This is a genomic window from Paenibacillus thiaminolyticus, from assembly GCF_007066085.1.
Taxonomy (GTDB): domain Bacteria; phylum Bacillota; class Bacilli; order Paenibacillales; family Paenibacillaceae; genus Paenibacillus_B; species Paenibacillus_B thiaminolyticus.
In genome coordinates this window covers 3,732,814-3,759,244 of record NZ_CP041405.1, presented here as the reverse complement: position 1 = coordinate 3,759,244, position 26,431 = coordinate 3,732,814, and the positions used below count along the sequence as shown (strand labels likewise).

General features: G+C 47.8%; 18 protein-coding genes. 12 read left to right on the top strand and 6 right to left on the bottom strand.

What is annotated here, in order from left to right:
- Positions 1 to 84: 84 nt before the first annotated feature.
- Entirely contained in the window at positions 85 to 2,235 is a 2,151-nt protein-coding gene (locus tag FLT43_RS16660) for a YhgE/Pip domain-containing protein (RefSeq protein WP_087442720.1), read from the bottom strand.
- Between the two features lie 259 nt (positions 2,236 to 2,494).
- Here FLT43_RS16660 and FLT43_RS16655 point away from each other — a divergent pair, with 259 nt between their 5' ends.
- Positions 2,495 to 3,457 (top strand): DMT family transporter, encoded by a 963-nt coding sequence (locus FLT43_RS16655; RefSeq protein WP_087442715.1) that lies wholly within the window; start codon positions 2,495 to 2,497, stop codon positions 3,455 to 3,457.
- Between the two features lie 803 nt (positions 3,458 to 4,260).
- On the opposite strand, the gene FLT43_RS16650 is transcribed toward FLT43_RS16655, so the two are convergent.
- Positions 4,261 to 4,890, bottom strand: a complete 630-nt coding sequence (locus tag FLT43_RS16650) for a nitroreductase family protein (RefSeq protein ID WP_087442716.1) — start codon at positions 4,888 to 4,890, stop codon at positions 4,261 to 4,263.
- 365 nt (positions 4,891 to 5,255) lie between these two features.
- On the opposite strand from FLT43_RS16650, the gene FLT43_RS16645 reads away from it, so the two are divergent.
- Entirely contained in the window at positions 5,256 to 11,444 is a 6,189-nt protein-coding gene (locus tag FLT43_RS16645; protein WP_087442717.1) for a phosphodiester glycosidase family protein, read from the top strand.
- Between the two features lie 400 nt (positions 11,445 to 11,844).
- Positions 11,845 to 12,324 carry a 23S rRNA (pseudouridine(1915)-N(3))-methyltransferase RlmH gene (gene rlmH, locus FLT43_RS16640; RefSeq protein WP_087442718.1) on the top strand — a complete coding sequence of 160 codons (480 nt, stop codon included), beginning with the start codon at positions 11,845 to 11,847 and terminating at the stop codon, positions 12,322 to 12,324.
- Between the two features lie 196 nt (positions 12,325 to 12,520).
- Here rlmH and FLT43_RS30535 read toward each other — a convergent pair whose 3' ends face one another.
- From FLT43_RS30535 to FLT43_RS16625, 4 genes are all read right to left on the bottom strand, one after another.
- The gene (locus FLT43_RS30535; protein ID WP_340162468.1) at positions 12,521 to 13,030 is read right to left on the bottom strand and encodes a transposase; all 510 of its coding nucleotides are present in this window, start codon (positions 13,028 to 13,030) and stop codon (positions 12,521 to 12,523) included.
- A 52-nt stretch (positions 13,031 to 13,082) separates the two neighbouring features.
- The gene (locus FLT43_RS29725) at positions 13,083 to 13,841 is read right to left on the bottom strand and encodes a transposase (protein WP_221936160.1); all 759 of its coding nucleotides are present in this window, start codon (positions 13,839 to 13,841) and stop codon (positions 13,083 to 13,085) included.
- A 238-nt stretch (positions 13,842 to 14,079) separates the two neighbouring features.
- Positions 14,080 to 15,528: a serine hydrolase domain-containing protein gene (locus tag FLT43_RS16630; RefSeq protein ID WP_087440302.1), complete on the bottom strand. Its 1,449-nt coding sequence runs from the start codon at positions 15,526 to 15,528 to the stop codon at positions 14,080 to 14,082.
- 1,107 nt (positions 15,529 to 16,635) lie between these two features.
- The gene (locus tag FLT43_RS16625; protein WP_087440305.1) at positions 16,636 to 17,760 is read right to left on the bottom strand and encodes a hypothetical protein; all 1,125 of its coding nucleotides are present in this window, start codon (positions 17,758 to 17,760) and stop codon (positions 16,636 to 16,638) included.
- Between the two features lie 484 nt (positions 17,761 to 18,244).
- On the opposite strand from FLT43_RS16625, the gene FLT43_RS16620 reads away from it, so the two are divergent.
- The 9 genes from FLT43_RS16620 (at position 18,245) to FLT43_RS16580 (ending at position 26,430) form a co-directional block, all read left to right on the top strand.
- The gene (locus tag FLT43_RS16620; RefSeq protein WP_087440306.1) at positions 18,245 to 18,463 is read left to right on the top strand and encodes an acyl carrier protein; all 219 of its coding nucleotides are present in this window, start codon (positions 18,245 to 18,247) and stop codon (positions 18,461 to 18,463) included.
- Between the two features lie 209 nt (positions 18,464 to 18,672).
- Entirely contained in the window at positions 18,673 to 19,725 is a 1,053-nt protein-coding gene (locus tag FLT43_RS16615; RefSeq protein ID WP_087440307.1) for a 3-oxoacyl-ACP synthase III family protein, read from the top strand.
- Positions 19,718 to 20,479 (top strand): SDR family NAD(P)-dependent oxidoreductase, encoded by a 762-nt coding sequence (locus FLT43_RS16610; protein ID WP_164776396.1) that lies wholly within the window; start codon positions 19,718 to 19,720, stop codon positions 20,477 to 20,479. Before FLT43_RS16615 ends, FLT43_RS16610 begins: the two co-directional genes overlap by 8 nt.
- A 68-nt stretch (positions 20,480 to 20,547) precedes the next feature.
- Positions 20,548 to 21,279 carry an SDR family NAD(P)-dependent oxidoreductase gene (locus FLT43_RS16605; RefSeq protein ID WP_087440309.1) on the top strand — a complete coding sequence of 244 codons (732 nt, stop codon included), beginning with the start codon at positions 20,548 to 20,550 and terminating at the stop codon, positions 21,277 to 21,279.
- Between the two features lie 37 nt (positions 21,280 to 21,316).
- On the top strand, positions 21,317 to 22,375 hold the full coding sequence (locus FLT43_RS16600) for a 3-oxoacyl-ACP synthase III family protein (RefSeq protein WP_087440310.1): 1,059 nt from the start codon (positions 21,317 to 21,319) through the stop codon (positions 22,373 to 22,375).
- A complete protein-coding gene (locus FLT43_RS16595; RefSeq protein WP_087440311.1) occupies positions 22,362 to 23,126 on the top strand; it encodes an SDR family NAD(P)-dependent oxidoreductase in 765 nt (254 codons plus the stop codon). Before FLT43_RS16600 ends, FLT43_RS16595 begins: the two co-directional genes overlap by 14 nt.
- Positions 23,123 to 23,983: an AAC(3) family N-acetyltransferase gene (locus FLT43_RS16590; RefSeq protein WP_087440312.1), complete on the top strand. Its 861-nt coding sequence runs from the start codon at positions 23,123 to 23,125 to the stop codon at positions 23,981 to 23,983. The genes FLT43_RS16595 and FLT43_RS16590 overlap by 4 nt, the downstream gene beginning before the upstream one ends.
- A 52-nt stretch (positions 23,984 to 24,035) precedes the next feature.
- Positions 24,036 to 25,568 (top strand): amino acid adenylation domain-containing protein, encoded by a 1,533-nt coding sequence (locus FLT43_RS16585; protein WP_087440313.1) that lies wholly within the window; start codon positions 24,036 to 24,038, stop codon positions 25,566 to 25,568.
- Positions 25,558 to 26,430: a formyltransferase family protein gene (locus tag FLT43_RS16580; RefSeq protein WP_087440314.1), complete on the top strand. Its 873-nt coding sequence runs from the start codon at positions 25,558 to 25,560 to the stop codon at positions 26,428 to 26,430. The genes FLT43_RS16585 and FLT43_RS16580 overlap by 11 nt, the downstream gene beginning before the upstream one ends.
- Position 26,431 lies beyond the last annotated feature (1 nt).

The window sequence follows — 26,431 nt, the reverse complement described above, 5'->3', positions numbered from 1 at the left end:
GCCTCTCTCATTGTAACAGGGGGGGATGCGGGAATAAAGAGGCCTTGGTGGGAAAGACCTCCCCGGTATGGTGGAAATTACAGGTCAATGGATCAGCTTGCTCTCCTTCGCTTTGCGCACCAGCCCCGCGCTAGCCTTGTTGATCGGGCTTTTGAGGACGAGGCCGATAAGGAGGAAGAGGCCGGCGACGACCGTCAGCACGATGATGTCGCGCCGCACGATATCCCATAGAATGCCACCGACCGCTTCCCGCATCATGCTGATCGCGTAGGTGAACGGCAGGAACGGATGAATCGCCTGGAAAAAAGGCGGTGTCGTCTGAATCGGGAAGGTGCCTCCGGAGCCGGCGAGCTGGAGGACGAGCATCACGATGGCAAGAGCCTTCCCTACGTTGCCGAAGACCGAGACCAGCGTGTAGACGGCAAGCATGAAGACGGCGCTGATGATGAGGCCGAAGGCGACGAACCAGCCCGGATGCAGCACATAGGTCTTCAGCAGATAAATATCGCCGGTCGTCACGAATAGCGACTGGAGCAGGGCGATAGTCAAGAAGGTGAAGTACCGGCCGAAATAGATTTGAACTTTCGTGTAATGCGTATCCTCTTCATGCACCTCCACCGTCAACAGCGAGACGAGCAGCAGTGCTCCGACCCACAAGGACAACGTCGTGAAGAACGGAGACATGGCCGATCCGTAGTTCGGAATCGGGAACAGCTTGTTCTCCTTCAGGATGACCGGCTCCGCGAAGAACTCGCTCTCCTTCTCGAAGTTGTTCTTCAACAGATCGATAATCTCAGTAATATCGCCCTGTTCCTCGAACGCACGAATTTTGTCCGCAAATTCCGTAATTTTGGCTTGGACGGCTGGCAGGTTCTTTTGAATCGCCGGAATCTGCTCGGTACCGATCGCGGTCACCTTCGAAGCATCCTTCAACAACGTCTCGATGTCCGGAATATTCTTGATGGCATCCTGAAGTACCTGCTGCACTTTGGCGATATCCTCGGCCGCCTTGTCCACGCCCTGGAGCATGGCAGGCTTAATCTCGCTGTCGTACCGGTTCAGCAAGTCTCCCGCGATCGCTCCGGCATCCTGGGACAGCCGATTCAGATGGTCCAGCAGATCGGCGCCGACCTCTTCGCCGCGATCGACGGCCGCTTTCATCTCGTTGACGGTCGCGACCTGCTGGGCAAGCTTGTCCGAGAGCTGCCGCAGTCTGTCGGTGACGCCGTGGAGCTTGCCGCCGGTGACCGCTTGGCTGAGCCGGTTGAACCAGTCCGCCGTGCTGTCCGCAATCTTTACTGCGGCGCCCAGCTTCTCCGACAGCCGGCCGAGCCCTGTGCTGGCCAGTGACGGATCGGCGGTGATGTCCTGGAGAATCGCTGTAACCTGATTCACCGATTCGGCTGCCTGCTGCAGGGTGCTCAAGTCCTGCTTAATGAACGGGGAGATGGTCTCTATCCCTTGCCGGCTGTATTGGAGCAGATCGGCGAGCTTGGAGGAGAATTGCTGCGCGTCCTTCGCCAGTTGAGCGACGGTAGGCAGATTCTTCAGCGCTTCATTGACGATCCGGTTCGCCGTATTCACGTCTTGCATCGCGGTGTTCACCGCATCCGAGAAGCGAGGGAACGATGCTTCCAGCTTGAACACGAGGCTCTTCACCTTCTCAATCGTCGGAAGCTCATTGGACAGCTCAACCCCGAGTTCATTGAAGATTTTGAAAATCGTCCGGTTGGCCGTTCTGACGAAGTTATCGCTGACCTCCTCGATGATGCCGGTGGCGCCCTTGGACGTAATTTTCGGAGCGACCGCATTTATTTTTTCATTCACAAAATAGAGAATCTCGGCCTTGATCGGTTCCTTCGACAGGATGGAACCGATACGGGCGGAGAACTCCTCCGGAATGATGATGGTGGCGTAGTAATCGCCGTGGCTTACGCCCCTCATTGCTTTGTCCTTGTCGACGAAGGTCCAGCCGATAAGGGTATTGGTCTTCAGATTGTCAACGACCTCGTTCCCGATATTGACGGGCTTGTCCATAATTTCTGCCCCTTGATCGAGGTTGACGACCGCGATCTTGATGCCGCGCGTATTGCTGTACGGGTCCCATGACGCTTCAATATTGAACCACGCATACAGGGAGGGAAGAATGCTCAAGCCGAGAATGATGACGGTGGCGGCCCAATTGGATCCAATTCGCTTCAGGTCGTTCGCATAAATCGAAAAAATATGTCTCATGATGGCCTCCGCTTCCAAGGTAATGTTTTCAGTATTTGCCAAAGGAAATGCAATCATGCGGAAGGGAAGGCGAGGTCGGAGGAATCGATCCGTATACGTGGTAAATGTATGCGCTTGCTGCGTGTGCACGGAATGTCTTCATGGAAAATGGGAGGCGTTCCGCGATCTTGACAAATGGCGCGGATATGAGAGGATAGATGAGTTACTGAAGAAACCATTCATGATTCTTCCGAAGTCAGACAGAAAGAAGTGTGTTCGCGTGAAAAAATACGCCATCTATCTTATGCTGGTCGGTGTGATGGTCGCATGGGGCTTGAACGTCATCGCGACGAAGGTGCTGGTGTCGAATTTCATGCCGGTCACGATGACCGCATTCCGCATTATGACGGCGGCGCTGAGCGTGTTCCTGCTGCTCATTCCGATGCGACAGTTGCGGCTGCTGCGGGGCAAGGAATGGGGTTATGTACTGGTCGCCTCCTTGTTCAATGTGGTGGGGCATCATTATTTTTTGTCGCTTGGCCTGGCCAATACGTCGGCTTCCAACGGCGGCTTGATTCTCGGCCTGGGGCCGTTATTAACGACGCTGATGGCAATTCTGTTCCTGGGCACCCGGATGACCTGGTTCAATATGACCGGCATCGTCCTCGGCTTGTCCGGCGTCGCCTTCATCGTTACGCATGGCAGCTCGGGGATGAGCGGCGTCTCGATCGGGGATGTGTATGTATTCCTGGCCATTCTGGCGCAGGCGATAAGCTTTATTCTGATTAAAAAGATGTCAGCCACGCTCGATCCGCGGCTGATGACGGGATATATGCTGTTTTTCGGGTCTTTCGGATTGTACGCGTTAAGTCTGGTGCTGGAGCCGGAGGGGATGGCCAGCATGGCGCAGACCGATATCGGGCTGTGGGCGGTGTTCCTCGGTTCGGCGGTCATCGCCACGGCCGTCGGGCATATGACGTACAATTACGCGATCGGCCAGGTCGGTGCCGCAAAGGCGTCGATCTTCATCAATCTGAATCCGTTCTTCGCCTTGATTGGGTCATCGCTCCTGTTGGGCGAGGCCGTCACGATTGTGCAAATGTCGGGCTTCGTGCTCATCCTGATCGGCGTCCTCTTTGGCTCGGGCGCCCTCGAGGAGTGGCTGCGCCAGCACCGTCTGCGGAAAGGGGATCATCGCGGCTATCGGGCGCCGGAGAGTAAAGGCTGCAGCAGCGGCTCTTGAACCTTCTTGGCGGAAGCCGGGAAGGCGGCGGGGAAATATGAATCGAACGAGGTTAGAGGAAGGGCTGTTCCATAAGTAGGTTTTAACTGCAGTGGGACAGCCCCACCCTGCTCCACAGCGCGACTTTTCTCCAGACACGCCTACTCGGTAAGCGAAATCCTGCGCAAATACAGCAATTCGATATGGACGACTTGACCAGAAAGGGAATCCTGCAAAACGGCAGGAATTTCACCCGTTTCGCTTCGACTTGAAGCAAAAAGGCCTAAAATGATGTAGATTTGCAGCAATTCCTCGGGATGTGGACTCATTGAGTCGAAATTCCTGTAAAATAGCAACAATTCCCTCCACATGTTCAAGTCCCAGGAGGCAACGATGCCTCCAGAATGCGATGATGCCTCCAGAATGCGATGATGCCCCCAGGATCCGACGCGGTCTCTTGGATCCCGTAAAATCAGGCCGTTGAGAAGTCCATGGGAATTTTCACCACTTCATTTTTTATATGGTGGATCTCGTCTCTCCGTTGAAAAAATCGACTTAAAACGCTCTGAGTGCCAAGTTAAATAGACATCTCCACCCCTTCGTAAAAAACTGGGTTTTTCCACCTGCCTGACCATTTGCAAGAATGGTATCAGATAGCGGCCAGTCCCGCCGCCGTCTTCTCCACCTCTAGTCTCTCTTGTCCCGTCTTGCCCTGCGTCATGATTCAATGCCTATGGGAAAGTCCCTTTTTGGCATGGCTATGTGGCGTGGATATGTATTGAAATAAAGCTTCCCGCCTGTGGCTCGTGATCGAATAGTCCCGGTTAAAAGCGCTGCTGAGTCACAAATTCCCGCACCGGCTTGCGGTAACCGCGCGGCCGCAGGCTGGACGTATCTTGCTTGCCAATCGTGATCAGCATGACCGGGATGTATTTGTCGGGAATATTCAGTATCGCCCGCACCATGTCCGGATCGAAGCCGATCATCGGGCAGGTATCCCACCCTTTGGCTTTGGCCGCGAGCATGAATTGCATAGCGGACAGGCTGGCATTGCGAATCGCTTCATCCCGCTTGAACGTGTCTCCCCGTTCTTCATAGAATTGGATTGTATCCTCTGCCATCATGTCCACTTCCTGCTGGCTCAGCACGCCGAGATGGACCAACCCTTCGTTCAGCTCCCGTGCCTTCAGATGAGCTTCCGTGCTTCCCAACACGGCGATGACGCCGGAAGCCGTCTTCACCTTGTACTGTTTGTTCGCTGCTTCGTACAGCTGCTCCTTGAGCTCTCCATCCGTTACGGTAACGTAATGTGCATGCTGCAAATTGAATGCGGACGGAGCGAACTTAACCAGCGAGAAGATCTCTTCCAGCTCCGACTCGGAGATAGCCATGTTCTCTATAAACTTATTGGCGGATCGTCTTTCTTTGATGATAGCTTCGAAATCTTGTGTCATTGTGAACCGTCCTCCTCGAAAATCGTTGATGGTCCTATTTTACCACCATTACTTATTAAAAGTAAGTACATATTATAATAAAATTAACATTATTTTTGTTATTTTAATTTTGAAGCATGCAGAGCGAGCCCGACGAATTGATAAGATTTTGATAAGAATGGGCTTCGAACGGCCCGGGAGCGGGTTTTTTGTGCTAATTTGAAATCAGATTGCAGTGCGAAAGGCAGGTGGGGACATTCTGCTAATTTTGACAATTTAGAAGGACATACGAGCTGAATGAAACACATATCGCTGCTCTCGGCCGCATACATATAGGGTCTTAAGGGAGCTCTCTGAAATTTTATTTTAGGAGGAATGGATGAGGGATGAAATGGAAACGAAAGAGGCCGGCCTTGCTTCTGAGCCTGTGCCTGATCTGGTCGCTGCTCGCTCCAGCCGGACAAGCTCTGGCTGCCGGGCTGCCGCAGACCGAGTTCGGGCAGGTGCTGGATCGGAGGCAGATGGAGATTGGCCCGGGAGCCACGTACAACTGGTACAACATGAAGCTTCCGCAAGGCTTGGAGAAGGTGCATTTCATCGAATTCGATCCGAAGAATGAGGCGCTCGATCTGCAGCCGGGGACGACGGACGGCAAAGTGTACGGCATGCAGGGGGTGACCAAGATGGCGAGCGATGCGGACAAGCAGGGGAATCGGGTGATTGCGGCCATCAATGGCGATTTCTATGATATGTCCACCGGCGTGCCGCTCGGCCTCTTCATGGGGGATGGCGAGATTCTCGTCAGTCCGCCCGAGCCCGCCAGCTGGTACGCCTTCGGTCTGAAGGAAGACGGCACGACCATCTATGGGTTGAGTCCAACCCTCAAGCGGACGCTGCATATCGGCGGCAAGGATGTGGAACTATCGGATATCAACCGCATGCGCGGCACGGGAGACAAGCTGATGCTGTACACGTCCGCCTTCCATACGTCGACGATGACGAATCAGCTTGGGGACGAGGTGGTGCTGGACGTGCTCTCAGGCGAGGTGAAGAGCGGGCAGACGCTCAAGCTCAAGGTGTCCGAGCTGCGGCTGCATGCGGGCGATACGCCGCTCGCCGAGGGCAAGGCGGTCTTGTCGGCGTCGGGATCTTACCGCGAGCTGCTGCAGGGACTTCAGGTTGGAGATGAAGTCACGATCGATTTCGAGCTGGAGGAAGCGTGGCGCGACGTGAAAATGGCCATCGGCGGCGTGGCCCAGCTGCTGAAGGACGGCGAGGTGCAGCCGCAGAGCGATAAGGCGCTCAATCCGCGCGTGGCCATCGGCACGAAGGCTGACGGCTCGCTGGTCATGATCGAGATTGACGGCCGGGCGCCGGGCTTCAGCGAGGGCGTGTCGTATGATGACCTGGCGAAGGTGATGAAGGACATCGGCGTCGTCAACGCGCTCTGTCTCGATGGCGGCGGCTCCTCCACGTTCGTGGCGCGGCTGCCGGGCGTGCCGGAGCGCCGCATCTTGAACCGTCCGTCAGACGGCGGAGAGCGGAAGACGGCCAACGGGCTGCTGCTCGTGAATAAGGCGCCGGAGGGCGAGGAGGCGCGGCTGGTGGTGCAGCCGAATCTGGAGCGGGTGCTGGCCGGGTCATCCTACACGTTCAAGACGGCGGGCATCGATGGGAACGGCCACCCGGCTCAAGTTGCGGGTGCGCCGCAATGGAGCGTCGATCCGGCACGGGGAATCATCGATCCGGACGGCTTGTTCACGGCTGGGGAGTCTGCTGGAACCGCCGTGGTGAAGGTCGCTCTCGGCGGCTTGACTGGTCAAGGGGAGGTCGAGGTGGTGAAGGAGTTGACCGAACTGCGCTTCCCGGAAGCTGTACGCACCTTCGCTTCCGGCGAGAAGGCTGCCCTTCAGGTGAGCGCCCTGCGGGACGGGCAGGAGATCGCGGCCGATAACAACCGCTTCACTTGGCGAGTGGAAGGCCCGATCGGGACGATCGATGAGGACGGCGTCTTCATGGCAACCGACGACACGGACAAGAGCGGACGTATTGTCGCCGCTTACGGAGGTATTGAAGCTTCGATGGAGGTTAATGTCGGATTGCCTCCGGTCATTTTGGAAGATTTCGAATCGGGCATGGCCCGGTATTTGACGACGAGCGGGGACCGGTACCAAAGTGTCCGCGTCAGTCCAGAGACGAACGAGGATTTCGTCCGCTTCGGTTCTTCCTCGGCCAAGCTGGAATATGATTTCACCGATACAGTTGGCATATCCGGCGCCTACCTGGCCGTGAAGGATGATGCGTCGCGCATCCAGATTCCGGGGTATCCGGAGAAGATCAGTGTCTGGGTCTACGGCGACGGCAAGGCACACTGGCTGCGCGGCCAGATCCGCGACGGCAACAATGCGGCAGTGGCCCTTGATTTCACGGAAGAGAAGGTCGGCGTTGATTTCGTCGGATGGCGCTACCTGGAGGCGGAGGTGCCGAAGGGAAGGCCGCTGCCGTTAACGATGGATCGCCCTATCCGGTACATGGAGACGAAGAATGACAACAAGACGGCAGGGGTTATTTATATCGATCAGATTCGGGCGCTGTACGGGCCGGCTGATGATGATCTGGATCCGCCGATCTTGAAGGACTTCGCCCCGGCTGACGGCAGCACGGTGGATACGGCGACGCCGGAGATTCATGTGTACGCCGAGGATGCCGGGTATGATCCGGTGGCCCATCCGGGCACGACGCTTATCGATCCCGAGTCGATCCGGATGATGGTCGACGGGAAGCTCGTGCCGCATAGTCTGTACCCGCCTAAGGGCAAAATCACGTATATCCCGTCGGTGCCGCTTGCGGACGGCGTGCATACGGTGAAGGTGCGGGTCAAGGATCTGTCTGGCAACCCGACAGAGAAGGAGTGGAGGTTCGAGATCGATACGGGTGCTCCGAAATTAACGTATACCGGTCCGGATAATGTGTACGCCGGCGGCACGTATACGGTCGATGTTACCGGTCTCCACACTTCCGGCATCCGCCGGGCAAGCATCGCGTTCGAGTTCGATCCGGCGCAGGCGGAAGGGCTGGAGGTCGTGCCTGGGGCCAAGCTCCAGGATGGGCAGCTTGCGTCAACGGCGGATCAGGCCAGCGGCGCGGTGGGGCTCAGGTTCACCGGCCTATCCGATCTGTCCTTGTCCAACGACGATGTGCTGGCCCAGATCCGGTACCGGGTGAAGACGAACACCGAGGGCGAGCTGCGGGTGAATTTCCGATCGGGGTCGATCGCGTTCGCCGATCAGAATGACGCCGACTTCGATTTCTTCGGGCTGCCGCTCGTGGCGGCGGTGCAGTACCATCTGCGGCTGACCTGGAACCCGGACGGCATCGCCCAAGGCAATGAGACGGTGTTCGGCGTCGTCGATGAGCAGGGCCAGCCGGTAGAAGGCGCCCGGCTGATGACGGCGGACGGGCAGGAGATTGGCGTTACCGATGCGGATGGCGAGCTTGCGACCCGCGCCTTGACCGAGACGGTGAAGGAATATGCGCTGCAGGCGATGAAGGATGAGCGCTACAGTCCGGTCGTGAAGTTCAAGGTATCGCCGCTTGCGGGCGACAGCGAGCCGTACAATATCAGTGTCGCGATGGGCGCTAATCCGGCCACGGCGCGCGGATTCACCTGGCATACGCATGCGAACGTGGAAGCGACGATGGTCGAGGTGGCGAAGCAGGACGGATTTTCCGGCTTTGACGGAGCCGGCGTCATCAAGGTGAACGGCACGAGCAGCCTCTATCACACTTGGGATATCGGTACCGTCCGCGTGCACAAAGCGGTCGTGGATGGGCTGGAGCCTGGCACCGCGTATGCCTATCGTGTCGGTGACGGCGACAGCCATGTGAGCGAGGGCTCGTTCCGGACGGCGGGAACGGCGGAAGATCCGGCCAAGTTCTTATTCTTCGGCGACTCGCAGGCCTCCAATGCCGCCGGCTTCAAGCTGTGGGGCGATATTCTTCGCAAAGCGGCCGCTGATCATCCGGATTTTGATTTCATTCTGCAAGCCGGAGATATGGTGGAGGATGGCTTCAAGGAGAATGAGTGGAATATGTGGTTCAAGGAAGCGCAGGATATATTGACCGATACGACGATCGTCTCGGTGGTCGGGAACCACGAGGTGACGGGCACCCGGAAAAATGACGATTTCCTCGCGCATTTCAATAACCCGCAAAATGGAATCGACAGTCTCAAGGGCAGCAATTATTCCTTCGATTATCACAATGCCCATATCGTGGTGCTGAACAGCGAATATGACTTCGAGGCGCAAAAGGAGTGGTTGCGCCGCGACCTGGCCGCCACGGACAAGACGTGGAAGATCGTTACGTTCCATCGCGGTCCGTACGGCAGCGTCTATGACTCCGCCCATATCCGCGAGGCGTGGACGTCGACGTTCGACGAGTTCCATGTCGATCTGGCGATGAACGGGCATGACCATGTCTATGTCCGTTCTTATCCGATGCGCGGCGGGAAGCCGGTCGGCGAAGGCGAGGGGACGACGTATGTCGTCGGCGGCTCGACCGGACCGAAGTTCTACGCCGTGACGGAGCGTGAGTGGCAGTATAAGGTGGACGGCGAGCAGACGCAGATTTACGGCGCTGTGGAGATTCGCGGCGGCGAGCTGACGTTCACGGTGAAGACGCTCGGCGACCGGCTGGTCGATCAGTTCACGCTGCGCAAGGGCGCGACGGAGCCGGTCCCTCCGGCCGAGGTCGTGCTGGATCCGCCGCAGGCGAAGCTGGCCGTCGGGGAGAGTGTGAAGCTGCAGGCGACGGTGCTGCCGGCCGAGGCGAGTGACAAGACGGTGACGTGGTCCGTCTACAATTCTTCCGCCGATGGCGTCGCTTCGGTCACGGCGGACGGTGTCGTGACCGCTCATGCGCTCGGCACGGCGGTCGTTCGGGCGACGAGCGTCGTCGAGGCAGTCTATGCCGATAGCATCATTACGGTTGACCGCTTGCCGGAGATTATTGTTGACGAGGTCCGGCTCGACCGGACGGAGGGCACCTTGAAGGCGGGCGAGACCTTGCAGTTGAACGCGTCCGTGCTGCCGGAGACGGCTGATCCGTCGGTCATCTGGTCGGTGTATCGCTCTGTGCCGCAAGGCGTAGCGACGGTTAGCGATCACGGCCTGATTACGGCCGTGAAGCCAGGGACGGCGGTCATCCGCGCCTTGAGCCAGGCGGATGCGTCGAAGTACGCCGACTTCCGGCTGACGGTGACGCCGGCCGTGGAGCCGCCAAAGCCGGATCCGGAACGGCCGAGTGATAGTGGCGGCTCCTGGACGGAGCCGAGCGTGACGCCGAAGCCGCCGGAGCCGGCCGCGAAGGTGGAGCCGGGCCGGATTGGCGTGAAGGCGAAGCGGGATCCGGGCGGCGATCTCGCCCGGGCGGAGGTGACGGCTGCGATGCTGGAGCAGGCGCTGCAGGGCGTCGCGCCGGATGGGCGCGGCGTGAAGAGGGTCCGCATTGAGGTGGATGCGGACAAGGACGCGACCGGCGTCGCGCTGTCGCTGCCTGCGGCGGCGGTGTCGGATTCGAGCCTGCGGCAGGAATACGAGATCGTGACGCCGCAGGCGACCGTGACGGCACCGTCGGGACTGGTGCCGGGAGGAGCGTTGGCCGACGATGCGAAGACGGTAGGCATCGTCATCGCCCAAGCCGACCGCAGCGCATGGCCGGCGGGGCTGGCTGCGCAGGCAGGCGACCGCCCTGCGGTTAAGCTATCGCTGCTGGCGGCCGGGAAGCCGCTGTCCGCCGGGAAGCTTGGGGAACGCGTGCTTGTCGCCGTTCCATATGAGCCGACTGCGCAGGAGCTGGCGCAGCCGCATCGCATCGTGGTCCGGACAGTAGATGCGGACGGCCGAGTTACCGCGGTTCCGAATGCGAGATATGATACGAAGATGGGGATGGTGTCTTTTACGGTGAACACATTGGGTGTTGCGGCAGTTACCTTCTATGCGGATGAGTTCGACGATATCGGACAGCTTGGCTGGGCGAGGACATCGATTGACGCTTTGGCCGCGAGAGGCATCATTACCGGGATCGGCGGCAAACGGTTCGTGCCGCAGTCGGAGATTTCCCGGGCAGACTTCATAGTGATGCTCGTGCGGGCGCTGGAGCTTCAAGCGGCTGGCCGCGAAGGGGGAAGCAGCTCGGGCTTCGCTGATGTGGGCGCTGGCGCGTATTATGCGGACGCGATTGCGGTCGCGAAGGAACTGGGCTTGGTGCGGGGCAAGCGGGATGGTTTCTTTGGTCCACAATATGCGGTCACCCGCCAAGATTTGTTCACGATGATAGCCCGCGCGCTGGAGCACATCGGCAAGCTGAAGCTGATGAGCGATCCGGCCGTGTTAACCAAGTTCACCGATTACGAGAAGACTTCCGGCTATGCGAGGGAGGCGCTCGCCGCCTTGCTGGAGGAAGGGCTTATTCAAGGCAGTGGAAGCAAGCTGCGTCCGGACAGTTACGCGACCCGGGCCGAAGTCGCGGTCTTCTTGAACCGGGTGTTGGCACTGGTTCAGGAACAGGAGTGAGATATTAAGTAGCAGGAAAGGGTAGTGAAGGTCTGGATTGGGCGCTCTCTGTGTGAGGGCGTCTTTTTTATGACTGGTATTTTTTATGGAGAATAGATGAAGGTCGGGGGTTCGTGGGTATGCTCAAGGTCTTATCGTCACTCTCCCAATCGGTCAGGATACCGGGAACAGAGCTTGAGGTGAGGTGACTATCGAGGTGGTTTTTGCGGAAGCGCCGTGGAAAGTTATAGCTGCTCATGGGGTGCTGCCGACATCAACGTGAGCGGGAGGGGATAAATGGTGGCGCTGAATAGACGGGCTGAGGAATTGTCGGGTACACTAGAAGCAAGGATGGAACTTTAAGAGGCGATGGTTCTCTTTTGGATAAAGTAAACAAAACGAAACGGGGTAAGCGAGACGAATGTTCATTCAATTGGTATGCGTTGGGAAGCTGAAGGAGAAATACTTGGTGCAGGGGATTGCGGAATATAGCAAGCGGCTGGCACCCTATGCGAAATTCCAGGTGGTCGAGGTCCCTGACGAGCAAGCGCCCGAGAAAATGAGCGACGCCGAGGTGGAGCAGGTGAAGGAGCGGGAAGGCGACCGCATCCTCGGCCACATCAAGCCGGATGCGCATGTGGTGGCGCTGGCCATCGACGGACAGCTCTGGTCGAGCGAGGACCTGGCCTCCCATATCGATCGCCTGACGACCTATGGGACAAGCCATATCGTCTTCGTCATCGGCGGTTCCAATGGCCTGTCCGGTGCCGTCCTGCGCCGCGCCCAGACGAAGCTGTCCTTCGGCCGCATGACGCTGCCGCATCAACTGATGCGTCTGGTGCTCGTGGAGCAGATTTACCGGGCGGTGAAGATTAATCGGGGGGAACCTTATCATAAGTAGGGCGAAAAATTGGGGGTGCCTGGCACCAATGTCATTAAGTTTAGCTCCAAGACAAGAGCGGAAATAAAAATGGAATCCGAAACGGCATGGGAAAAAGCCCTGTGCCGTTTCTTTTTTGTATACAAGCAAGGAAAAAAGTGTACAGCAAACAAAGCGGAGGGATGATCCGCTTAAAAAAATGTTCATATGAAACAAATTATGCTACTCTATAGACGAAGCTAACCACTGATTTGTAGCGTATTTTGCGCGTATTCTGCTGCCCTGGGCGAATGGGTCGAATCGGCAAAATGTTTTTGCGAATCAGCGCTTCAACATCAGGCGGGGGTTCATCGTCCCTTGAGCGCAGGAAGTGTCTACACACGTGAACGGCAACCGTGAAGTTAACTTGATAGGGGTGCCGTTTCTCCATTTGGGAAATGACGACGTGCGAGGTTATCATTTCAGCGAAATTGTACAGGATCATTCTTGCGAATATCTCCTGGGTGATGGACTCTCGTTTCTTTGCATGAAAATTCGTCAGACCGACAGTGTACTTTAATGCCCGGAATGAGGTTTCAATGCCCCATCGCATGTTATACATTGACATGATTTCACCCGGTGGGAAATCCGTGGCGGTAAGATTCGTAATGACGGTCTCAAAAGCGCCACTCGGCAGGACGAAACGAACCACCCGAAAGGAAATCGGGTAAAACAAGTTCTCATGCAAATCCAAAAAATCAAAGGTTGACGTGGAAGGAACGAACTTGTAAATCTCGGGATTAGCCTTGACCTCTTTGGTTTGTTTTGGTGAGTGTCAGATGAACGTTCCTATCAAACTCTCCGCTAGAGGGCAAACGCAAGCCCGAAAGAATACCATTGGAATCCAAATCCTTTACCCGTATGACATAGTTCCACCCTTTGCGTTCAAGATGCGCGAAATTGTTGTAACTTTCATAACCTCTATCGGCAATCACAATGGTTTTGCCCTTGATTGGAGAACGGTGAACCATAGCAGCCAGCGCCCTTCCCTCGTTGCATAACCTTCGTGGCTGAACAATGGCATCCACGTACAGTCTGTTGCACAAGTCATAGGCAGCGTTCAAATGCAGAAGGTTATAGCCTTTCGTGTTCGGTTGACTTTGAAAATAGGTGTCCGTGTCCGCAGAGTCAGTTGCGATATGCAAATCCGAACCGTCAACGGCAAGTAGCCGATACCCTCGGTAGTCCTTGATATCCGTAACCGATTGCGTAAATGCGTGAAACAAGAATTCCACAGCAGACGGCAGCACTTTATTCCTCTGTTGGACAAAAGCGGAAGTGGTTGCGGTGTTTACGTCATAGCCTTGTGATTCCAAAAGTTCCTTATATAGGCTGTTCCCTCCCATGGAGATCAGGAGTTGCATCACCGTTTCAAAGGGCAGCTTTTTCTTTCGGGTAAAATCTTTTTCAGGGTTTTTGACATAAGGAGCTGGTGCGGCTGCCATTTCTCGTATGAGGGATGTCAGCGTTTTTTTTAGCGAATTCGCATACTCATTCATGGACGTGGCCTCCTCGTGTTTCAAGGGTCTTCGCCACACATATCCATCTACCTGTTAAGTCTTGATTTTCTTTCAAAAAAAGAGCGGGCTATCTTTTCGATAACCTGCTCTTGTGCTTGATTATGGTTTCCACGCCTTATCTTAATGACATTGTGCCTGGCACTTCCTTTTTTCTGATATTGTTCTCTCATTTAAAGAAATCTTCGCGTTTTTTCAATAAGGCGAACGAATGAAATGCTTATTTTCGGAGCGAGGCATTATATCGGTGAGTGTATACAAACCATGTAATGCTTGCTGTTAATAATGCCGACGAAATCAAAGCTGTAAGAACACTATATGTTCGCCAAATAAGTATCTCTGACCAATCTAATGCATAGCATATTATACACTGGACAATCGTAGCAATCAGCAAAATAGCTGTTACGATTATTCGCTTTTTTGTCATTGGCTGCCGCTCATTCGTTTTCCTTCTGCGTAATCCTAAGAGAAAGAACAGAACAGCCAATAGGCAAAGAATAATTGTGGTAGACGACAAAATGATGTCCAAAAGCTGTGTGCCGCTTATTCCATATGACTGCGTCAGATTGCCGTCTAATATATCTTTAACTTTTAGTACCATGCTTCTATTGATATTTTCGCCGTTGGTCAGCAAGCAGATGGCTATTCGTTCATTTAGCAGTATGACCATTTCGGTTCCGAAATTGGGATTGCCCCCTGGGTGCTCTATAATCGTTTGGTTGGCGTTTACCGACCAGCCCGCCGCATAATACATTTCGTTGACAGCCGGAACAGACCTATCACCCTGATGTGATTTCTCGATAACCGTATGGAATATTTCGGGTATGTCCTGCACAATACCCATCTGTATGCCCATCCAACGCGCCATATCTTTTGTATTAGAAATGATGTAGGCTGCGGGTTTATTCCCGGAATAATCCGGCGCGTTATATGGGGTTGTCATAAAAAAGGAAGAACGGTAGCCCTGTGCCAACTGTCCGGTGGCTTGAGCATCTTCTTTATAAACATACGTCTGGTGAAGACCCAACGGTTGAAATACCTGTTCCCTCATAAAGTCTTCATAGCTTTGCCCCGACACAATCTCAATAACCAGACCTAATACGTCATAATTAACAGTTCCGTAATTATGCTGCTCACCAGGATAGAACGACAATTCAGAATCTACGAGCATTTCTACGGTTTTTTGCAACATATCCGGCGTATTGCCTTGTGGAATGTTTTGAGTGTGACGGCCATTTGTTAAGCCGCTAGTATGGTGTAAAAAGTTATTGAGTGTCATACTTTGCATATCAACGTGTTTCCCCTGATACTTTAACGTAAACCAAGGCAAATATTTCTGGATAGAGTCTGACATTGACAGCAGCCCTTGTTCTTCCATCAGCAGAATACCCATGCCGGTAAAGGCTTTACTTACCGAAGCCAGCTCATATAGAGTATTTTCACTTGCCGACAGTCCCTTTTCACGATCTGCGTACCCGGAAGAAAAGTAGAGCACTTCATTGTTCGCAAGTATTGAGATTGACATTCCCGGTACACCTGATATACGGCTTGCATCATCCAACAATGTTTGTATTGAATCAGATTGCGAATCTGATAATGCATAACTTGGTGTTGCGAATCCGGTGAACAGTATAAGTAATGCAATCATAAAGACAATATTTTTTTTCATAGTCTCTCCATTCCGAAAAAACTCCCGTACGGTAAATAATCCGCAGTACGCCTTAAAGTGTAATAAGATATATATTATGAAGCTCATTATTGCAAAATCTTATTGTATATGAAGAATCATACGATATAAAAAATTAGATTGCTAGCATAATCTTCCACTTAGCCCCCTCTGCTTCATTAGCGGAAGGGGCAATAGTTTGGAAATATTCCTCAATCTTCTCATCAAAGGTTAGCTCGATCTCTTTGTGATGCACACAACGGGCATCCGATAAGTGATAACAGTAAAAGCCATAGTAACGAATTACTCCTATTTCAAACTGGGAAATAATCATGTTTAAAGGAAATTGTGTACACTGAATTGATATACGATTTTCATATGGAGGAAAAGCATGGAGAAACAGCAGGTTATCACAAGCCTCACAATCCTACTTAATCGAGGAATAGACAGCAGGCAAACCTATTTGGACCCGATCACACCGCCGCGCTCTTTACAAACCTTAATACGCTGGATGAAGCACAATTTAACCTTGAATTTCAGCGGTATGCATATGAGCGCGATAACATTGAAGAATTAAAGCGAATGTTAAGCGAAACGTTAAACAAGAAAGACTATGAGACCGCTGAGGGCTACCGCGCGCGTATTGGGCATTCGATAGAGTTCATTACGTTAACGGGGAACGATAGTTTAATCATCAATAATAAGGCCGCCGATTACTTCGGCGGCTTTCTGTGTGGAATTAAGAATGAAGAATCGGATATTGAAGGGCTACTATGCGCCGCGACAAGCTCCTTTCGTATTTTTCGCCGATAGCCCCGTTACGGTGAACCATACCACAAGTGATGGCTAAATTTTTGCGGACAAATGAATCCTATATAATGAATCTAATCGACTGTTAATATAAAACAGCGTTATAAAAGCGGAATGTTATGGTATAAAGGGGTTACCTGTGAAGATCCATTCAAAGCCCTTTGTAGGGCCGGACAGTAAAGGCCTTCAGCCGCGGGTCCCCCTTTTTTTGCATTGATGGGTTTGATTTCTAATGTTATCGTCCTAAATGGTTGGTCTGTAATACTTCCATATGCAAGTCCTAGTATATGCAATACGTTTTTAGTTAGGCCTATCCTGGTCTGAATCACCTTTGGTAAAATATATATTGTTATCAAAAAGATTTAATCTTCGCACCTTTTTTCCATAAAATGACATAACTGCATTTAAATTTACAACAGACAAATCTACGGGTTGGAATCTGGATGGCAGGACGAGCTGATCATCCTCTGATGTAAATTCTTTCTTAAAACCAACTGACTCTAGCCCAAAATTAAACATATCTGTCGTGCAATAAAAATCTGCGAAAAGAACATCCTTTTCAGATCCAATTTCTACAATCTTGTTAGCCAGTGTAATAGAAGCATCCTGATTCTTAGAAATAAATTCAACAATACGCAAAATTTTTGCAGTATTATTGACTATTCTTTCAACCCTTGCGACTAATAAGCCTTCATAATTTCCAAGTTGGTCTTGAACGGTATACACTAAATATTCAAAGGTTGGATGGTTTAAATATCTCCAATTAAGGAATTCATAATTACGTGAAACACCGATAGTCTTGGGAGCGATATGCGTATAGTAAAATGTATTCCATTTTTCTTCATCCAAGTCCTGATTAACTATTTTATTACCATGCTGGGGGAATTTTTGAATTTCATTGTAATTTCTCAAAAGATATTCATTGCCTTCCAATAATACCTCGGTGGTTTTTTTCTTGCTAAAAATGCCAATCATCCGTATTAGTTTATGTATAGGCTGCATAACATAATCTTTTGTAATCGTAGGTGGAGAAATACGCATTGCAAAGTTACTAAGACCTACGCCAAAACTGCAGAAAATAGGATATAATTCAAGGATTTTTCCATATATTAGTACACCAGCCATGGATTTTCGATATTCTTCCAATACTATAATATTTGTTATGTTAGATGACAGCTCTCTTTTTCCATTTACGTTAAATTCATATAGCATCAAGCCACCTATCCCTATAATTTTACCATCTTCCCACACCCCTATGGCACCATAGTTTTCCTTTCCAATATACTTTTCATGCATAGGATTGTTATAAAACATGAAATCAAGCAAAGTCTGATCACGACTTAAAATGTGCCCCTTCTTCCATATTTGATCGATTGCTTTCATGTACATAGCAGTTTCATCTTTTTTAAACAGCCTGATCTCCATTATTCCCTCACACCCCTTCTTCATGAATTCAGATTGATTATAGAAATGGGTAATTATTGAATATAGGCATATATCTACGATGAAAGTGCTGTCAACAGTAACTAGTGGCGAGTGAGTATAAACCGTTACTTCTGATTAAGACAGATTGGCTATTGAGTTTGTTATATAAGTTCTTACAGGGTTTCTTCGAATTGATCTCCGCAATTTCGGTCACCGACATCTATTTCACAGCATTTCAATATGGCATACCCCTCTTATCCATTCAGGGAGATAATATCATGGATACATGATCCGGTAAAGCACAATGGCTACATATCAATTGCTATATCATAACTTGAGTTTGAATCGAAAATAAAGTTATTATAAAGGATAGGTAAGTATTAAATTTTTCACAATATTTGCCGATATTAAGCTTGTAGATATTTGCGATATCGTGTATTTTAACGTCATTGTATGGTGACAGACAATTAAGGAGGATTTTAATATGGATTTGCAAACAAAACTAAACTTATTAGAGGATATGTTAGATCTTGATCCAGGTTCATTAGAGGTAACGACAAGCCTTGAATCATTAGAAGATTGGGATTCAGTTGCGGCAATCTCTTTAATCGCTCTTGTTGATGAACATTTTGATAAGACAATAACTGGAGCGATGATTAAAGAGTTTAAAACGGTACAGGATATTATAAATATAATGGAATGAGGCTTCAGTGGAAAACTTTTCAAGGTATGTCCTTGATGCTTAGTTTACAGCAATCCTCTTGGATATTTAGCTTAACCTTGATGGTGCTCCTATCTTTCTTTGAGTGATGTTACTCAACAAACATCACTCTAGTAAAGGATTTGGAGCATTTTTCATTTTATCAAAAAAATGAAAGAAAAGAATCGTTAACCTAGAAGGAGTAGAGCTTAGTGGCAAATGTTGCTTTTAATAATATTTATATTGGCGGCATAGCGTGTGCTGTGCCTGAGAAGGTTGAGAAAATTACCGATTATATAGACCAATTAGGGGAAAATGAAGTTTACAAATTTATAGAAACGACCGGAGTCAAGGAACGTCACTGTGTGTCTGGTAATCAGACTACTTCGGATTTGTGCTTTGTCGCAGCTGAACAATTAATGAAAGAGAAACAAATTGATAAGGAGAGCATAGATGCATTAATTTTTCTTACACAGTCTCCAGATTATACTCTACCTGCGACATCACATGTCATTCATAAAAGACTTGGATTATCAAAGAATTGTATAGCATTTGATATTAATTTGGGCTGCTCGGGATATGTATATGGATTGTATTTAGCTTCTACCATGCTGCAAGGTGGAAGTATTAAGAGAATATTATTTCTAGCCGGAGAAATGTCAGTTGAAAATCCGGAAGCCTCCATTAAGGATGTAATCCTTTTTGGACATGCTGGAACAGCTACAATTATCGAGCGTGGAAATACGGAAATGAAATGCTTGCTGAAAGCCAATGGAGAAGGCTACAGTTCGTTAATCATACCAGGCGGAGCCGTAAGAAATCCAATTATGGATGGTAAAAACTATTATAAACAAACAGCCATGCATATGGAGGGGGCAGATGTTTTTGGATTTACGATTACTGAAATACCAAGAGCTTTTAAAGAATTTTTCGACCTTTACGGCGGAGATATTCATGACTATGATTATTGCGTATTTCATCAGGCCAATTTATTAATTCTTAAACAACTAGCAAGAAAATTAAAGCTGCCTCTTGAAAAAATGCCAATTTCCTTAGATAGATATGCTAACACAAGCAGTGCATCTATACCATTGGGGATTGTTGATTTATGCGAAAGAGAGCAGGTTCCGGAGATGATTAAACTCATCACATCCGGATTTGGCGTAGGTCTATCGTGGGGAGTAACCAGTTTCGAAGTGGAATCTAAAAATGTTTTACCTATGATATATACCAGTGATTATTACGAGGAGGCCTATCGTGGGTAATCTAGGTACTTTTAATCCATTAGATTTATCAAACAGAAAAATACTCGTTACAGGAGCATCTTCTGGAATTGGACGGGCAACCGCCATATATTTATCAAAATTAGGAGCAAGATTAGTCATTACGGGAAGAAACCAACAGCGACTGAATGATACGATGCAGCAATTATCGGGAAGCGGTCATCTTCAGATAATTGCCGATTTATCAGAATTGGAAGATATGGGTTCAATTTTTGATCAGGCAACGAAAGATGACGTAAAACTGAATGGGTTGGTTCATTGTGCGGGTATTACAAAAGTAATACCGTTAAATGGGCTGACTAGAATGAAGATGCTTGAGGAAATGAATATTAATTACTTTACGTTTATTGAACTTGTCCGTCAATACGCGAAGAGGAAATATAGTGATGCGGGAAGTATTGTGGGCATTTCATCAATTGCAGGGGATAGGGCTGGACAATGCCAAACGAGTTATGCCGCATCCAAGGCGGCTATGGATATCTCCGTTCAAACGTTATCCATTGAACTGGTCAAGAAGGGCATTAGGATCAATACGGTGTTGCCTGGTTTGCTTCGTACAGAAATGGTTCTACGTGATGAATATATCGGCCCTGATCTGGATGATGTGAGAAAAATCCAATTATTAGGGTTGGGAGAGGCTGATGATGTTGCTGGTGCATGTGCATTTTTAATCAGTGATATGTCAAAATTTATTACTGGCCGCCGGCTATTTGTTGATGGCGGCAGTTTCTCATAATAACAGAGGTGTAGGGGAAAGCGTAGGACTTTTTACAAATGTGAAACGAGGGAGAACAATAAGCAAACATGATAAATCCGCTGGATTTCTCTAACAAAAAAATACTTGTCACCGGAGCATCATCCGGAATTGGAAAGACAACAGCAATCTACCTATCCAGCTTGGGTGCATCGCTAGTTTTGCATGGTAGAAATAAGGAAAGGTTGTACGAAACCAAAGAGCTTCTGAACGGAAAAAATCACATTCTGATAGATGCTGATTTGACTGAAGTTGACAATGCGGGGGATCTTTTTGAGCAAGCTGTATCTGATGGGGTCAAATTGAATGGGTTAGTTTATAGTGCAGGTATAATTCCTATCATACCTTTACCACAATTAACCCGTGAAAAAATGCGGGCAATCATGGATATAAATTTCTATTCTTATATAGAGATGGTGCGACAGTTTGCAAAGAATAAATATACGAATGGCGGAAGTATTGTGGCAGTATCCTCAGTTGCCAGTGTACAACCTGAAGCGTGTCAGACTATCTATTCTGCATCCAAATCCGCTGTCAATGCTGCAACACAATCATTATCTTTTGAGTTAATAAAAAAGAATATTAGAGTAAATACTATTTTCCCCGGAGTAGTGATGCCGGAGAATGCCACGGTAGATGATCATTTGGCTCAGGTGGCGAGTCCGCAATTACTTGGATTGATTCCTTCGAATGATGTAGCTGGTGCGATAGCATTTTTACTAAGCGATATGGCTAAATTTATTACGGGAAGAAACCTGTATTTTGATGCAGGTCGATTTTAAGTAGCTTCTATTGTAAGGTGAAAGGGGGAAAGTCACAATGCCAAGCGCATTGTTTAATCATATCTTAGTAAGCGGAATTGCTTGTGCTGTTCCATCCAAACAAATGGACAATAACAATTATGCAGAAGTATTAGGCGAAGAGGACGTTAAAAAGTTTATTAAAAACACTGGAGTTGTACATAGGCATGTCACTCACGAGAAACAAACAACCTCAGATTTATGTTATGAAGCCGCAAAAAATCTTTTAGCCCATAAGGGATATTCAGCAGAAAGTATAGATGCGATTATTTTTATATCACAAACTCCAGACTATATTCAACCTGCTACTTCGCATGTTTTGCATAAACGTCTTGGGTTATCGAAAAATTGTTTATCCTTTGATGTTAACTTAGGCTGTTCCGGATACGTTTATGGAATGTTTTTGTCTTCAAGTCTTATACAAAGCGGTGCTGTAAATCGCATTCTTTTACTGACAGGGGATATCCTAAGAAAAAACAAGGAAACCAATATTAAAGATGAGATGTTGTTTGGAGATGCAGGTTCTGCCACTCTTCTTGAAAGAGGCAATACAACTGTCCGTTCCCTGTTACATTCAAATGGTGAAGGATACACCGCTTTAATCACACCGGGAGGAAATACTAGAAGGCCGCTTAAGGATAATGAATCCTATTGGGAAATTACAAAGCCGGAAATGGATGGGGCGGCAGTTTTTGAATTTACGATTACAGAAGTACCACAGGCATTTGATGAGTATTTCAAGACATTTGACGGGTCTATGGATGATTATGATTACTGTGTTTTACATCAAGCCAATTTATTTATGTTGAACCATATTCGGAAAAAATTGAAGGTCGATCAATCGAAGCTGCCGATTTCAATTGACAGATACGGTAATACAAATGGCGCAAGCATTCCGATTACGATTGTTAATTTATGCAGCAGAGAAGCTGTCGCGGATAAGCTGAAATTAATCACATCCGGCTTTGGTATTGGGCTTTCTTGGGGTGTTGTATCTTTCGAAGTTGAAACCAAGGACGTACTTCCAATGGTTTATTCTGATAGTTACTTTGAGGAGGCGTATTATGGAGAACAGTAATTTTAACCCTCTTGATTTTGCGGGGAGAAAGATACTTGTTACCGGTGCCTCGTCTGGAATTGGAAGAGCAACTGCCATTTACTTATCAAAGCTAGGTGCACAAATTATACTGAGTGGCCGCAATGAAGAGCGATTAAATGAGACCATGCTCCAGCTTGTGGGGAGAAATCATCAGATTCTTTCTTTAGATCTATCAAAAGAAGAAGAATTGAGTCCATTTTTCGATCAAATGGTTCAAGACGGAATAAAATTGAACGGGATGGTTCATTGTGCGGGGATTCCCTATGTAATGCCTTTACAGAGTCTTAATAAAAAACGCTTATCTGATGTGATGGAAACGAATTTTTTTCCGTTTATTGAGCTTGTTAGGCAATATGTTAAAAAGAAATATTCAAGCGGAGGAAGTATCGTCTGTATCTCTTCCATATTATCTGTACAACCGCGCGCATATGAGACTGGATATATTGCTTCCAAGGCCGCAATGAATGCTGCTGTAACAAGCCTGGCATTCGAATTAGCTAAAAAAGAAATACGAATCAATGGAATTATTGCAGGCAATATTATGACGGAGATGGTACAAGAAACACTTAAAGAGTATGCTAACGAAGAAAATTTTAATAAAGTTATCGAACAATCCTTGCTCGGCTTGGGTAAGCCTGATGATATTGCAAGTGTATGCGCATTTTTATTGAGCGATATGGCTAGATTCATCACAGGAAGAAATATGTATGCGGATGGAGGCCTACTATGAATGATGTGAGACTATTTAAAGATAGTAATGGAATTTGGTATACCACGAAGGATATTTTAGATAAGCTGAAAGAAGTAGGAGCTCATGAATGCGATACCTTATTTGTACATACGGACGTTGCATTTGGCACTTTAAATCCGGAGTTGAAGAGAAAGAAATATTTGGGTTATTTATATGAAATATTGCAAGAATTAAATGTTGGAACGCTGGTATTTCCTGCGTTTACCTTTAGTTTCTGCAACAAAGAAATATATGATGTGAAAAATAGCAGAACATCAATGGGAGCATTAAATGAATATATTAGGAATCAGCCGGGAGTAGTACGATCTATTGATCCAATTTTGTCGATGATAGCCGTTGGAGACAAAGCAAATATGTTTGAAAAGGTCGGAAAAAGCTCACTCGGTAAAAATAGTGGTTATGATATTCTACATCAACAAGAAAATGTGAAGTTTCTCTTTTTGGGTGCGGAAATAGGCGAATGCTTTACTTACATTCATTATGTTGAAGATATAATGAGAGTTCCTTATCGTTTTGATATGCATTTTAGTGGAACAATAATTGATGCAGAAGGAAACCAATATGAGGATGACTATATATTGTATGCTGGGTGTGCTGGTGTAAAGCCAGCATGTTCATATTATTTTGGGGATTATTTATTTGAAAATGGTTTCTTACAAAAGACCCATATTGGTAATAAGCCTATTACTTGTATTTCAAAAGAGGATGCTTATCGAGAGATTCGAAAAAAATTAGAAAATGATATCCATTACTTTTTAGAGCAGCCTTTTACAGCAGAAGATCTAGTTCATGAATATATAAAAGGTAAAAATGGAGAAAGAATAGTTTCTTGCTAATGATATGTCTCCTCCTTAATGGTTGAGTATTATGAAAAAAGGAGCTCCTATTTTGCATACGAACTTATTAGATTACCTAAAGGTTACATCCGAAAGGGTTCCGGCTAGAACTGCTGTTATCGACGGAGATCGAAATATTTCCTTCCTTGATTTATCAGAGGATGCGAAAAAATTGAGTGGGATCATAAACCGAAAAGTCAACGGAATTATTCGCAAACCGGTGGCCGTATTATTGGACAAGCAAATAGAAACGATTGTAGCGAATATATCGATTATATTCTCCGGAAATGCATATATGAACTTGGATACGAAAACGCCCGTTCAAAGAATCAGCAACATTATTAAGTTAATTGAACCGGAATTGATTATAACCAATAACAAATTTATGCCTAAGCTTGAGGGTATCTGGCCCAGCGAGAAGGTGCTGAACATGGACCAGATTGATCTTAGAAACGAAACTTATTCACAAGATGTGCTTGATGGTATATTGGGGAAAATCATAGATACCGATCCGTTGTGCATTATCAATACTTCCGGATCGACGGGCGTGCCGAAGGGTGTGGTATTGAATCACAGAAGCTTTATCGATTTTACAGAGTGGGCGATCCATACGACAGGAATTAGTGATGGCGAAGTTATCGGAAGTTTGTCTCCCAGCGTTTTTGATATTTACAGCTTTGAATTGTGCATGTTAATGGCACTTGGAAGTACAATCCTGATTTTGCCTGACGGATTATCGGCATTCCCGGCTCGTTTATTACAATTACTGCAGGAACATAAGGCAACGTATATTTTCTGGGTGCCCACGATCATGGTCAATATTGCAAACATGGATCTATTGTCCAGAATTTCATTGCCTTCTTTAAGATCAGTTTGGTTTGCGGGTGAAGTATTTCCTACAAAACAATTCAATTATTGGCAGAAGCATTTAAAACAAGCAAGATTCATCAACTTGTACGGCCCCATCGAGATCACGCTGGATTGCACTTATTATATTGTGGATCGAGAATTATCCGATGATGAACCGATTCCCATTGGGGTTACCTGCAAGAATACCGATGTTTTTATCCTGAACGAAGAAAATAAGCTGTGCGGTGTGAATGAAGAAGGAGAGTTGTGTGTTAGAGGGACCTCCTTAGCTATGGGATACTATAATAATCCGGAAAAGACGGCTGTGGCTTTTGTTCAAAACCCGTTAAATCATTCTTATCCTGAAATCATCTATCGAACTGGGGATATTGTTTTAGAAAATGATAGAGGCGAACTCATCTTTAAGGGACGAAAGGACTCCATCATTAAGCATTCCGGATATCGAATTGAACTTGGCGAAATTGAACATGTGATTATAAACACGTTAAAATTAGTGGAAAATGGTTGTATTGTATATAACTTCGAAAAGAAAGAGATTATTTTTTACTATGAATCCGAACAAGAACTTTCAGTTGCTGATATGAGAAGACGGATTGGAACCGTTTTGCCCAAGTATATGATACCTTCTATCTATATTAAATTAGGAGAATTACCTCGGAATACAAACGGTAAGATTGACAGGTTAAAACTAAAGGAGTTTATCCATGAATCTTAACTACGAACAAGTTATGGTAATGGGTTCGGGTTCACTTGCTTCCAACTGTATTTTACATTTACTTCAGATGCATATCACTATTCCAATGACGATTTATGAAACAAACATTACAAATATATCCACACTAGAAAGTTTAGCAGCGAGTAATGGAATTAAGTATATCGATGTTCCCAAGGAAGAAATTTTTCTGGATTTAGCTGCGATTAGAAAAAGTACACTTATATTTGTAATAGGGTGTTATTACATCATTCCTGCGGAGGTTATCGGAAATCGGTGTTTGTCCATCATCAACTACCACAATTCATTACTTCCCAAACATCCTGGAAGGAATGCTGAGGCTTGGGCAATCTATGAACAAGACAGCACGACTGGAATCACATGGCATTATGTTGATGAGAGAATTGATGCAGGGGAAATCATTATTCAAAGGGAAATTCAATTGGATGATTCATTTTCATCGTTATCACTCTTAAGATTACAAAACCAGATAGCCTTCGATACGTTTAAATTGATTATAAATGATTTGTTAATTGGGGGAATCAGTAGTTATAAGCAGAATGAGGAATTAAGAGGCAAGTTACACTTATCCAAGGATATACCCAATGGTGGATTTTTGGAGATAAGTTGGGATATCCATAAAATCAAAGCGTTTTTGAGAGCTATGGATTATGGCGCTCTTCGAAGAATGGGACAACCAAAAGTAATAATTAATAATGTAAAACATACTTGGGATAAAACGGTGTTCTTGAATCAAGGTAAAAATAGAGATGAGTTAATAGTCAATGAAGATGAAAACTACCTATTAATTAGTAAAGACGGAGAATCAATAAAACTGATAGGTTTAAACCAAGAAATGGAGTAAT